At 64.7% G+C, this 12,459-nt stretch carries 8 protein-coding genes and 2 tRNA genes; 4 read left to right on the top strand and 6 right to left on the bottom strand.

Annotation, left to right across the window (positions count from 1 at the left end):
• Nucleotides 1–11 precede the first annotated feature (11 nt).
• Nucleotides 12–548 (top strand): hypothetical protein, encoded by a 537-nt coding sequence (locus HHL26_RS07875; protein WP_066556296.1) that lies wholly within the window; start codon nucleotides 12–14, stop codon nucleotides 546–548.
• A 15-nt stretch (nucleotides 549–563) separates the two neighbouring features.
• Nucleotides 564–1,883, top strand: coding sequence for an SPOR domain-containing protein (locus tag HHL26_RS07870; protein ID WP_066556303.1), 1,320 nt, complete (start codon nucleotides 564–566; stop codon nucleotides 1,881–1,883).
• Between the two features lie 210 nt (nucleotides 1,884–2,093).
• Here HHL26_RS07870 and HHL26_RS07865 read toward each other — a convergent pair.
• From HHL26_RS07865 to moaA, 4 genes are all read right to left on the bottom strand, one after another.
• A tRNA-Asn gene (locus tag HHL26_RS07865) sits at nucleotides 2,094–2,168 on the bottom strand.
• 194 nt (nucleotides 2,169–2,362) lie between these two features.
• Nucleotides 2,363–2,437: transfer RNA gene (locus HHL26_RS07860), tRNA-Asn, on the bottom strand.
• A 78-nt stretch (nucleotides 2,438–2,515) separates the two neighbouring features.
• Nucleotides 2,516–3,292 carry an NAD kinase gene (locus HHL26_RS07855; protein ID WP_066557182.1) on the bottom strand — a complete coding sequence of 259 codons (777 nt, stop codon included), beginning with the start codon at nucleotides 3,290–3,292 and terminating at the stop codon, nucleotides 2,516–2,518.
• Complete coding sequence (gene moaA / locus HHL26_RS07850) at nucleotides 3,289–4,299, bottom strand: GTP 3',8-cyclase MoaA (RefSeq protein WP_066557183.1); 1,011 nt, start codon at nucleotides 4,297–4,299, stop codon at nucleotides 3,289–3,291. The genes HHL26_RS07855 and moaA overlap by 4 nt, the downstream gene beginning before the upstream one ends.
• A 118-nt stretch (nucleotides 4,300–4,417) precedes the next feature.
• Here moaA and HHL26_RS07845 point away from each other — a divergent pair, with 118 nt between their 5' ends.
• Nucleotides 4,418–6,430, top strand: a complete 2,013-nt coding sequence (locus HHL26_RS07845; RefSeq protein ID WP_145907318.1) for a bifunctional diguanylate cyclase/phosphodiesterase — start codon at nucleotides 4,418–4,420, stop codon at nucleotides 6,428–6,430.
• Between the two features lie 13 nt (nucleotides 6,431–6,443).
• On the opposite strand, the gene mfd is transcribed toward HHL26_RS07845, so the two are convergent.
• Together mfd and HHL26_RS07835 are read right to left on the bottom strand one after the other, a co-directional pair.
• Complete coding sequence (gene mfd, locus HHL26_RS07840; protein ID WP_066557190.1) at nucleotides 6,444–9,908, bottom strand: transcription-repair coupling factor; 3,465 nt, start codon at nucleotides 9,906–9,908, stop codon at nucleotides 6,444–6,446.
• Nucleotides 9,909–10,036: 128 nt separating this feature from the next.
• The gene (locus HHL26_RS07835) at nucleotides 10,037–10,306 is read right to left on the bottom strand and encodes a succinate dehydrogenase assembly factor 2 (protein ID WP_066557193.1); all 270 of its coding nucleotides are present in this window, start codon (nucleotides 10,304–10,306) and stop codon (nucleotides 10,037–10,039) included.
• Between the two features lie 85 nt (nucleotides 10,307–10,391).
• On the opposite strand from HHL26_RS07835, the gene recG reads away from it, so the two are divergent.
• Nucleotides 10,392–12,455, top strand: a complete 2,064-nt coding sequence (recG, locus tag HHL26_RS07830) for an ATP-dependent DNA helicase RecG (RefSeq protein ID WP_066557196.1) — start codon at nucleotides 10,392–10,394, stop codon at nucleotides 12,453–12,455.
• Nucleotides 12,456–12,459 lie beyond the last annotated feature (4 nt).

Below are 12,459 nucleotides of genomic sequence, written 5' to 3'. Positions count from 1 at the left end.
AGGGGAATATCATGGTCGAACCGAAACCTCTCGCCTCGCTGACTTCCGGTCTGCTGGCCCGCAAGGGCGCTGCTTCCCCCGCCATGCGCCGTCCGGTATTCGGCCTGACTGCTGGAGCCACTGCGCTCCAGGAGGATCTGGGCTGGAACGACATGGGCTTTGACGTGACGCAGCCCGAACCTGCGCCGACCGAATCCCGCTCCGTGGCCGGTCTGACGCCGATGACCGCCGTTCCGGTCATGGCGCCAGTGCCCGTCGTGGTGACCGAGCGCGAGGAACTGGCCGAACGCATTGCCGAGGCCAGCGTCCCGGCCAAGGTCGAAAAGCCGAAAAGGAAGGCCCATGCTGCCGCCGTGGCGAAGGGCCGCAAGGCCGCCTTCACCCTGCGGCTTGACGCCGACCGCCATCTGAAGCTGCGGCTCGCCAGCGCCATCGTCGGCCGTTCGGCGCAGCAGATGGTGACCGAAGCGCTCGACTCGTTCCTCAGCAGCTTGCCGGATGTCGACCGGCTGGCCCAGCAACTGCCGCGCGTTCGCGGCAACAATTAAGGGTTGGGAAAAGCCATGAAGCGCAAGGCCTTCGCCAAAGCAGCGGTCGCGTCGATGCTTATCGGCACGACCATGGTGGGATGCACCGGCGCGGCCTTCCGCCCCGCCGCGATCGCTCCGCAGCATGATCCTGATCGTCTCGCCGCCAATGTCGAAAAGGCGCTGGCCGATCGCGACGGCGCCCGCGCGGTCGAACTGGCCGAAGCCGCCGTACAGGCAGCGCCGCAGGACGTCCGCTATCGCCAGTTGCTCGGCCGCGCCTATGTGGCGGACGGTCGCTTCGCTTCGGCCGAAACCGCGCTGTCGGACGCGATGACGCTGGGCAATCGCGATGCGCGCACCATCATCACCCTGGCGCTGGTCGAAGTTGCGCTAAGCAAGGATCGTGCCGCCCGCGACCTGCTCGCCAACCATGCCGACATCGTGCCTGCCGCCGACTATGGCCTCGCCATGGCGATGGCGGGTGACGCGCCGGAAGGCGTGCGTATCCTCTCCGAAGTGATCCACGACCCGTCGGCCACTGCGCGCACCCGTCAGAATCTGGCCTATGCCTATGCATTGGCTGGCCGGTGGAAGGATGCGCGCATGATGGCGGGCTTCGACCTCGATCCGCTCGCCGCCAATCAGCGCATCACCCAATGGGCGCAGAACGCCGCGCCTGGCCTTTCGCAGCAGCGGGTAGCCGCTCTGATGGGCGTGACGATCAACGGCGCCGATGCAGGTCAGCCGGTCGTCCTGGCCCTGGCGCCTGCGACCACGCCAGCGCAGATGGCGGAGGCCGTTCCCGTGGAGCAGGCCGTTTCCGCCGCGCAAACCGTCGAAACCGCACCCGTTGAGATCGCCGCTGCCGATCCCGCGCCACAACCGGCCGTTGCCGAAGCGTCCGCACCGATGATCCAGGCCATCGCGACCCCTGTCCGTGTTGCTGCGCCGCATCAGGCCTCGTCTGTTCGTGCCGCTCAGCCTGCGCGCGCCCCGCAATCCGCGCGCATCCAGCAACTCGCCTTCCGTCCGAGCGGCAAGGGCGGCAGCAACTGGGTGGTTCAGCTTGGCGCCTATGACAATGCGGCCATCGCGAAGGAAAAATGGTATGCCATGGCCCGCCGCAATGGCGCTTTGGCGAGCCTGCCTGTCCTCACCAGCCAAGTCACGGTGAACGGCGCGACCTTGGCCCGTCTAGCCGTCGGCGGCTTTGACGATCGGGCTGAGGCGATGGCGCTTTGCCACGCGGTCAAGGCCCGTCGCGGCCAATGTTTCGTGCGGGAAAATGTGGCCGACGCCACGCCGCAACGCTGGGCTCTGGCAACACGGGGCCGGCAATACGCCTCCCGCTGAAACGGGCTTAAAGACTGCATATCTTGCGGGCGGCACCCCTGGTGTCCGCCCGCAACTATTTTGCGGGTACATCCTTGGGCATTCCGGATACCGAACCAGATCCCTGCACAGGCAGGATGGCAGTTCCACCGCCGGAACCGCGGTTAAGGTAAGCCACTGGTCACGCATTGGCGCTGAGCGTCAGGAAAAACCGGTCTGGCCCGGTCAAATTGGCTCCCCGAGTAGGATTCGAACCTACGGCCATTCGATTAACAGTCGAATGCTCTACCGCTGAGCTATCGGGGAGCGACCCGGCTTTCGCCGGGCAGGCCGCGCCTATAGCAGCGGCTTTTGCGGAATGGCAAGGGTCTGGAAACCCTCCCGCCTCAAAAAATGGATAAACCGCCCCGACTGCACGAAGCATGGGGCGCGATCCAATCAAAAGCGCCGATCTATTTGATTATGGAAGGTTTTTCCGGCCTCAGTCGCCGGATGAAAAGTGGCTCCCCGAGTAGGATTCGAACCTACGGCCATTCGATTAACAGTCGAATGCTCTACCGCTGAGCTATCGGGGAGCAACCCGGATTTCGCCGGGCAGGCCGCGCCTATAGCAGCGGCTTTCCGACAATGGCAAGCGCCAAATTGCGGAATTTTTACGCGATGAACTGTTCCGCCGCGATCCGGTCGTCCAGCGTATGTTCCGGGTCGAACAGCAGCGTCAGCGGCGTCGCGCGATCGATCTTCACCTCTACCTGCGCGATGTCGCGCACTTCGCGCTGATCGGCCACGGCGCTGACCGGGCGCTTCACCGGATCGAGCACAGTGAACTGGATCGCGGTATTTTCCGGCAGGATCGCGCCGCGCCAGCGCCGGGGACGGAAAGGGCTGATCGGCGTCAGCGCCACCAGCGCCGATCCCAAAGGCAGGATGGGTCCATGAGCCGAGAGATTATAGGCCGTCGATCCCGCAGGCGTGGCCACCAGCACGCCGTCGCAAACCAGTTCGGGCAAGACGGTGCGGTCGTTGACCTTCACCTCCAGCTTGGCGGTCTGGCGCGTTTCGCGCAACAGCGAGACCTCATTGATGGCGGGGATCGAGAATCGCTCTCCATCCACCGTATCGACGGTCATGCGCAACGGATTGACCTTGAACAGCTTAGCCGCCTCGATCCGCTGTTCCAGCCGTTCCAGCCGCCATTCGTTCATCAGGAAGCCGACCGTGCCGAGGTTCATGCCGAACACCGGCAAAATCCGCCGCCCCTCCAGCATGGCGTGCAGCGTCTGGAGCATGAAGCCGTCGCCGCCCAGTGCGATGATCATGTCCGCCTGATCGACGGGCACGAAATCATAGGCGGCGCGCAGCCTTTCCTCCGCCGCCTTGGCTGCCGGACTGGGGGAGGCGACCAAGGCGCGCCGAACGTCTTCGGTCATCCGCCGGTCACGCTCATATGCCGCCTGACCGCCGCCTCAGTTCCTGCGCCGATGCGGAAATCATGGGCCGCGGGTTTCAGCCGCAGCGCGCGATCGATCAACGGTTCCACCGCATCCAGCCCACCTTCGCGGAAGGCGGTTTTCAGGTCGACATGATCCTCATGACCCAGACACATGAAGATCTTGCCCTCGCAGGTCATGCGCATTCGGTTGCAATCGGCGCAGAAATTATTGGTGAGCGGCGTGATCAGCCCCAAGCGGACACCTAGACCCTCGACCGCATGATAGCGTGCCGGTCCGCCGGTGCGATGCGCGATCGGCGTCAGTGCATGATGCTGCTGGATCGAATCGGCCACCTGCGTCAACGGCAGATAATGGTCGGTCCGATCTTCCCCGGTTTCGCCCAATGGCATCGTCTCGATCAGCGTCAGGTCGAAGCCCTGAGCATCGCACCAATGCAGCATCGGCAGGATTTCATCCTCATTAATGCCCTTGAGCGCCACCATATTGATCTTGACCGCGAGTCCGGCTGCCCGCGCAGCCTCCAGCCCTTCGAACACCAATCGAATGTCGCCATTGCGCGTCACATTGGCGAAGCGATCCGGATCGCGGCTGTCCAGGCTGACGTTGATCCGCCGCACGCCTGCATCGGCCAGCGCCTGCGCATGCTGCGCCAGCCTTGTGCCGTTGGTGGTGAGCGTCAGTTCATCCAGCCCCTCGCCCAGATGCCGCCCGATGCGTCGGACGAGGTCGATAATGTCCCGCCGCACCAGCGGCTCGCCGCCGGTCAGCCTGATCCTGCGCACGCCCCGCATGATGAAGAGGTCGGCCAGCAGCGCGATCTCCTCCAGAGTCAGCACCTGGTCCTTGGGCAGGAAAGTCATCCGCTCCGCCATGCAATAGCGGCAGCGCAGGTCGCAGCGGTCCGTCACCGAAATCCGCAAATAGCTGATCCGGCGGCCGAGTGCATCGGTCAGCGCCCTACGCCCAAGATCGACCTTCTCCATATTTCCTAGCTAGGCGATGGACCCGCGCCGTGCAAGCGTCCCCGGTTGCGACAACGTAAACAGGTCGCTAACCGATAAGGGTTAGAATGGGACGATGGGCCGTCCCGGGGAGCATCATGTGAGCGGCGAGACCGCACTGGACGGACAGCGCAGCCTTTTCATCCTGTCGCCAGGTGACCGCGATGGGCTGTCACAGCAGGCGCGGACGGCTGGCTGGCGGGCGATGGCGGCCCGGCGCGCCACCGACGCCGCGCAACGCTTCCTCCACAGCGATGCCCAGATCGCCCTGGTTGACATGCGGGGCGCGCGCGACGGCGACGTGCGTTTGATCACCGCCTTGGTCCCGGCGGTGGATGCGGGCGGCGGCGCGCTGATCGTGCTGGTCGACGGACAGGACATCGCCGTCGTGCCGCGGCTGCTGGAGGTGGGGGCCACGCATTTTCTCGCCGCGCCCTTCACGCCCGGCGACTTGCGCGCCACGCTCGCTTCCGCCCAGCGGCTGGTCGACCGGCTGGTCGGCGGCGCCACGCATAGTCGACGCGCCCAGCGCATCAGGCGCGGCGACGCGCTGTTCTGGGAGAGGGAGGGGGATCGCATCCGCCTCAGCGACAATCTTGCCCGCCATCTCGGCCTTGATGAACAGAGCATCGGTCCGGCGGGCTTCATCCGCTGCCTGCCGCGTTCGGAGCGCCGTTCGGTGATGGCGGCCTTGCGCGGCATGATGCGGTCCGGTCGCCCCGAAGCCTTCGCCCACGCCGCGCCCGGCCGCCCCGGCGACCGGCTGGTTCACCATCTGCGGCTGATCGATGGCGTGGTCGCGGCGGATGTGGAGTGGCTATCCGACGCCCATGGCCCTGACGAGACGGGCCGCGACGACCTGACCGGCCTGCGCTCACGCCCGGCGGCGCTCGACTGGCTCGAACGGCGCAAGGGGCTGGCGACGACTGTCCTGCTGCTCTCGATCAGTCAGTTCGACCGGATGAACGCTGCCTATGGTCAGGTGGTGGGGGACGCGCTGCTGGGTCGCATCGCCCGCCGGATCGAGCGCATGACCGTCGACATGGCCGTCGGCGCCATGGTGGCGCGCATCGCCGGGACGGAATTCCTGATCGGCCTAACGGGGGAAGCAGCCACAGCCGAGAAAGCGACTTTTCTCGCCCGGCAACTGATCGGCGCCATAGGCCGCCCTTTCAGCGCGGGTGACCATCTCATCCGCCTGACCGCCCGTTGCGGCATCGCCCAGTCGCGGTCCGACGACGACGCCACTCGCCTCATCCGCCGCGCCGGCACGGCCCTGGCCGACGCCAGAGTCGGGGGAGGGGAGGGTATCCGCATCTTCTCTTCGGAAAAACGCAGCCGTCAGGTCGACGCCGACCAGTTGGAAACCGACCTGCGCCTTGCCCTGCATCGCGGCGAAATCGCCATCCTGTTCCAACCGCAATATCCCGTCGATGGCGAACATATGATCGGGGTCGAGGCGCTGGCCCGCTGGAACCACCCCCAATATGGGGCGCTAGGCGCGGGGATGCTGTTCGCGACGGCGGAGCGTTCCGACTATATGCTTCCGCTCTCGGCGCATATTCAGGCCGAAGCGCTTCGCCAGGCGGCCGCATGGCCGCGCGCGCTGTCCCATCTCCGCCTGTCGATCAACGTCACGGCGGAGGATATCGCCCAGCCCGGCTTCATGCCGCAATTGCTCAATCTGGTCGACACCAGCGGCTTTCCTCGTTCGCGCCTGACGGTGGAGATCACCGAAAGCGGTCTGATGGAGGATGTGGACAACGCCACCGCCCTGCTGACGGCCCTGCGCGCCGAAGGGCTGGCGGTCGCGGTGGACGATTTCGGCACCGGCTATTCCAGCCTCGCCTATCTGAAAAGCCTGCCGCTTGATTATCTGAAGATCGACAGCGGCCTGGCGCAAGACATCGCCGGCACCGCCCGCGACCGCATCATCGTGCGCGGCGTCATCCACATGGCCAAATCGCTGGGCCTGCATGTGATTGCGGAAGGGGTGGAAACCGAACAGCAACTCGATCTCCTGTCCCGCGAAGGCTGCGACTATTATCAGGGCTTCCTCCGCTCGGCGGGAGTCTCCTCCGCCGATCTGGTCGCGCTGGCGTTGAAACCCTGAGCCTCACATAATTCTACCCTGCCGCCTTCGCCAATCCCTTCGAAAGCTGCAAAGCCCCGTTCAACCGCGCCCCCGGATCGGCCCAGGCCCGGTTCACCACGATCTTGCTGTCCGGCCGCAACCGGGCGACTCCATTCAACCGCTGAATATAAGCCACCAGCGCCTCGGGCCGCGGGAAGCGATCCTCGAAGAAGCTGACCAGCGCGCCCTTTGGCCCCACATCGATCTTGGCGATATTGGCGGCCACGCAATTCTGCTTGATCTCGATGATCTTGAACAGATTCTGCGTCGGCGCTGGCAGCTTGCCGAAGCGGTCGATCAGTTCCGCTGCGAAAGCCTCCAGCCCCTGCCGGTCCTCGACCTCGTTCAAGCGCCGGTAAAGTCCCATGCGCAGATCCAGATCCGGCACATAATCCTCCGGAATCATGATCGGCGCATCGACGCTGATTTGCGGCGAGAAGCTGTCGCGCGCCTTCTCCAGACCCGCGCCGCCCGCCTTCGCCTCCAGGATCGCATCCTCCAGCATCGACTGGTACAGTTCGAATCCGACTTCCTTGATATGCCCGGACTGCTCGTCCCCGACGAGGTTCCCCGCGCCGCGAATATCCAGATCGTGGGAGGCCAACTGGAACCCGGCCCCCAGCGTATCCAGATCGGACAGCACCTTTAGCCGCTTTTCCGCCGTTTCGGTGATCACCCGATTCGCAGGCGTGGTGAAATAGGCATAGGCCCGCGTCTTCGCGCGCCCGACCCGCCCGCGAAGCTGGTAAAGCTGCGCCAGCCCAAAGCGATCGGCCCGATGGATGATGAGCGTATTGGCCGAAGGAATATCCAGCCCGCTCTCGACGATGGTGGTGGACAGCAGGACGTCGTAGCGCTTGTCGTAGAAGGACGACATGCGCTCCTCGACTTCCGTGGCGCTCATCTGCCCGTGCGCGACGACGGGCCGAACCTCCGGCACCTCGGTTCGCAGGAACTCCTCTATCTCGGTCAGGTCGGAAATGCGCGGCACCACGAAGAAGCTTTGTCCCCCGCGATAATGCTCGCGCAGCAACGCCTCGCGGATCACTACCCCGTCCCAGGGCATGATGTAGGTCCGCACCGCCAAACGATCCACCGGCGGCGTCTGGATCACCGACAGTTCCCGCAAGCCCGACATTGCCATCTGCAAGGTGCGGGGAATAGGCGTCGCCGTCAGCGTCAGCACATGCACATCGGTCTTGAGGCTCTTCAGCCGCTCCTTGTGCGTCACGCCAAAGCGCTGTTCCTCGTCGACGATGACCAGCCCCAGCCGCTTGAACTCCAGCCCCTTCGCCAGCAGCGCATGGGTTCCCACCACAATATCGACGGTTCCATCGGCCAGCCCCGCTTTCACGGTCTTGGCCTCCTTGTCCGGTACAAGCCGCGACAGGCGCCCGATATTCACCGGAAAGCCACGGAAGCGCTCCTCGAAATTCATATGATGCTGCCGGGCGAGCAGGGTGGTGGGGCAGATCAGCACCACCTGCATTCCCGCCATCGCCGCCACGAATGCGGCGCGCAAGGCCACCTCCGTCTTGCCGAAGCCCACATCGCCACACACCAGCCGATCCATCGGGCGGCCTGCGCCCAGATCCTCGACCACATCCATGATGGCGCGGTCCTGATCTTCCGTCTCCTGATAGGGGAAGCGGTCCACGAACGCCGGATATCCGGCGCTGTCCGGCTCCGCCACGGTCGCGGCGCGCAAGGCCCGCTCCGCTGCCGTCTTGAGCAATTCACCCGCAATCTCGCGGATGCGCTCCTTCATCCGCGCCTTGCGCCGTTGCCAGGCCTCTCCACCCAGCTTGTCGAGGCTCACGCCCTCGCTGTCGGAGCCATAGCGGGAGAGAACCTCTAGATTCTCCACCGGCACATAGAGCTTGTCGCCGCCCGCATATTCCAGCGCCACGCAATCATGCGCCGCCTTGGCCACCGGAATCTGCGTCAGCCCTTCATAGCGGCCGATGCCATGATCCATATGCACGACCAGATCGCCGGGGGAGAGCGTCGCCAGTTCCTGAAGGAAGGCGTCGGCATTCTTCTTCCGCTTGGCCCGTCGCACCAGCCGGTCGCCCAGCATGTCCTGCTCTGTCAGCACAGCCACGTCGGGCGCGGTAAAACCATGATCCAGCGGCAAGACGGTCAATACAGCGCTGCCGCCCGCCGCGATTCCCAAAGCCTCCTGCCAGCTATCCGCCGCCGCTATCCGCTTCAGCCCATGATCGGCCAGCAGCCCCGAAAGCCGCTCCCGCGCGCCCACCGAGTAACTGGCGATGACGACCTTTTTCTTCGCCCGCTGGAGCGAAGCGATATGCTTGCCGACCGCCTCATAGACATTGGCGTTCTGCGCCCGCTCCGGCGCGAAATCGCGAGGGCCATCAACCGCGAAATCCAGGACCGAGGCGCTTTCCGGCTCATGAAAAGGGGTGGTGGCATGCATCGGCCACTCGCGCGCGACGGCATCCCATTCTTCGGCATCCAGATAGAGCGCCTTGGGCTCCAGCGGCCGATACGCCCCCGGATCGGAGGACTTCGCCTGCACGCGATTGGCGTGATAGTCCCGGATCGCCTCGAACCGCGCCTCGGCCGCGCCCGCCACGCCATGATCCAGCACGACCAGCGTGTCGTCGCCCAGATGCTCGGTCATCGGCACTAGCCGTTCCTCGAACAGCGGCAACCAATGTTCCATACCCGCCAACCGCCGTCCGTCGCTCACCGCCTGATAGAGCGGATCGCCCGTCGCCGTGGCCCCGAAAGTCTCGCGATAGCGCCCGCGGAACCGCTTGATCGTCTCCTCGTCCAGCAAAGCCTCGGACGCAGGCAGCAGCGTGAAGCCCTCGACACTGCCGCTGGTCCGCTGATCGGCGGGATCGAAGCGCCGCACCGTCTCGATCTCATCCCCGAAGAAATCGAGCCGCAGCGGCTGTTCCTCGCCGCCGGGAAACAGATCGACAATGCCGCCGCGAATGGCGAATTCGCCCCGGTCATGCACGGTATCGGTCCGCACATAGCCATTGGCCTGCAACATCTCCGCCAGCCGCGAAATCGCGATTCGTTCCTTGGGCGCGAGCTTCGCCACCAACTGCCGCACGCGAAAAGGCGTCAAAGTCCTCTGCGTCAACGCATTGAGCGTCGTCAGAACAAGCTGCGGCCCCTTGGGCTTCGCCTGCAAGGCATGCAAGCCAGCCAATCGCGCCGAAGCCGTCCGCAGCGAAGGACTGGCCCGGTCATAGGGCAAGCAGTCCCAGGCGGGAATTTCGACGATCTCGATCTCCGGCGCGAAATAATGCGCCGTATCCGCCACCGCCCGCATGAGTTGCTCATCCGGCGCCACGAACAGCGCGCGCGAAGGCGCCGCCCGAGCGATGTCCGCCAGCAACCAGGGCTGGAAGCCGGCGGGCACCCCGGAAAGCGTAATCGGGGTGGAGGCTTTGAGAATCTTGAGAAGGTCGGTCAAACTAACAACATCCGTTCGCGCTGAGCTTGTCGAAGTGCCCGGCTGAGCGAAGGCGAAGCCGGGTTGGGATGATCTCATTTCGTTCGATCAAGGGGCTTCGATTTCGCCTTGCCCGAACGGGGAGAGGCTTATTTCTTCCCGATTTCCACAAAATCCAGCTTGGCGAACTTGTCCCACATCGCGCCCTGCCACTCCTCCGGCACCGGCAGCACGCCCATGGCCCAAGCCATGATGTCGGCATCCTGCTCATCCATGAACCGCTCGAACCACTGAATCTCTTCCTCACCCCACTGGGCATGGTAGCGATCGAAATACCCGCCCACCGCAAGGTCCGCTTCCTTGATGCCGCGATGCCAGGCCCGGAATTGCAGGCGGCGTATACGGGGATCTTCGTTCACAATTTGTTCCTTAACCGGACATGCTAAAATCACCGATCGGATGTTTGCGCATCGTCCCGGCTGGGCTAGACACCGCCAGATAGCCATGCGACCCGATATCCTCAACCCACTCTTCACCGAAATCGAAGCGCTGAAAGGCGTAGGCTCCGCGCTCGCAAAACCGCTGGAGCGGCTGGGGCTGGCCCGGGCCGTCGACGTGGCCTTCCATCTCCCGGTCAGCTTCATCGACCGTCGGATGGTGGACGAACTGATTCTCTCCGACTCCGGCCGGGTCATCGGCATAGAACTCACCCCCACCGACTATCGGGCATCCGGCAGCGCCCGCGCGCCCTTTCGCGTCATCGCGCAGGACAAGCACGGCAACAGCGTCGCGCTGGTTTATTTCGGCCGCAACAGCGCCTGGCCCCGCAAGCTATTGCCCTTGAACGAGCCCAAATTCATCTCCGGCAAGCTGGATGCCTATGGCGACAATCTCCAGATCGTCCACCCGGACTATGTCCTTCCCCCCGAGGAAGCCGCGACGATCCCTGCCCGCGAGCCGGTCTATGGTCTTTCCGAAGGCCTGACCAACAACCGCATGCGCGATCTGGCCACCCAAGCCCTGACCCGCGCCCCGGACCTTCCCGAATGGATCGAACCCAGCCTGCTCGCCCGCAAGGGCTGGCCCACATGGCACGAAGCGCTCATCCGCATCCACGCCGACCCCTCCGACGCGCAGGCACGCGAACGCCTCGCTTATGATGAAATCTTCGCCGGCCAGCTCGCGCTGATGCTGGTCCGCCAGTCCTCCCGCAAACGCAGGGGCGTGCCCATTGCCGGAGACGGCCGCCTGCGCGCCATGCTTCAATTGCCCTTTGCGCCGACCGGAGCGCAACGCCGCGCCTTTTCGGAGATTGAAGGCGACATGGCCCAACCCGTCCCCATGCTCCGCCTGCTGCAAGGCGATGTAGGCTCGGGCAAGACGCTGGTCGCGCTGATGGCGCTCCTCAACACGGTCGAGGCGGGCGCCCAGGGCGCGCTCCTCGCACCCACGGAAATCCTCGCCCGCCAGCATTATGAAACGCTGCGCAAAATGGCGTCGGGCCTGCCTGTCACCATCGCCATCCTCACTGGCCGGGAAAAGGGCAAGACCCGCGAATCCACCCTCATGGGCCTGGCGGACGCCAGCATCGATATCCTCGTCGGCACCCACGCCATCTTCCAGGAAGCCGTGCGCTACAAGAATCTCGCGCTGGCGGTGATCGATGAACAGCATCGCTTCGGGGTCGCCCAACGCATGATGCTTGCCTCGAAAGCTGAACGTACCCCCCATCTGCTGGTGATGACCGCTACCCCGATCCCGCGCACGCTGACGCTCACTTATTATGGCGAAATGGACGTCTCCCGCCTCGACGAGATGCCCCCCGGCCGCCAGCCGATCCAGACGGTCGTCATGTCCGCCAACCGCCTGGATGAAGTGGTCGAAGCGCTTGCCCGCCATGTCGAAGGCGGCGGTCAGGCCTATTGGGTCTGTCCCCTGGTCGAGGAAAGCGAAACCAGCGACCTCGCCGCGGCCGAAGCTCGCGCCGAAATGCTGAAAATGCGCTTTGGCGAGTTGGTCGGCCTCGTTCACGGCCGCATGAAGGGGCCGGAAAAGGACGCCGCGATGGAAGCCTTCGCTTCGGCCCGCACCAGGATACTTGTCGCCACCACGGTCATCGAAGTCGGCGTCGATGTTCCCAATTCCAACCTCATCATCATAGAAGGCGCCGATCGTTTCGGCCTCGCCCAACTTCACCAGCTCAGAGGCCGCGTGGGTCGGGGCCAGAACCATTCGGTCTGCATCCTCCTGCGCGGCGGCGCGCTGAGCGAAACCAGCCGCGCCCGCCTGGCCCTGATGCGAGAAACCAATGACGGCTTCCGCATAGCCGAAGAAGACCTCCGCCTGCGGGGCGCGGGCGAAATTTTGGGCACCCGCCAATCGGGCGAACAGCAACTCAAACTCGCCACCCCGGAACATCTCTCGGCGCTGCTGGATTCGGCCCGGGATGACGCGCATCTCCTGATCGACCGGGACGGCGGCCTGACCGAAACGAGAGGGGAGGCTGCCCGAACCTGTCTCTACCTCTTCGAACGCGATGCCGCCGTGGGCCTGCTTCGCAGCGGCTAAAGTT

Origin of the sequence: Sphingobium sp. TB-6, assembly GCF_012927365.1 — a bacterium.
GTDB lineage: Bacteria > Pseudomonadota > Alphaproteobacteria > Sphingomonadales > Sphingomonadaceae > Sphingobium.
This window is presented reverse-complemented; position numbering and strand designations above follow the sequence as displayed.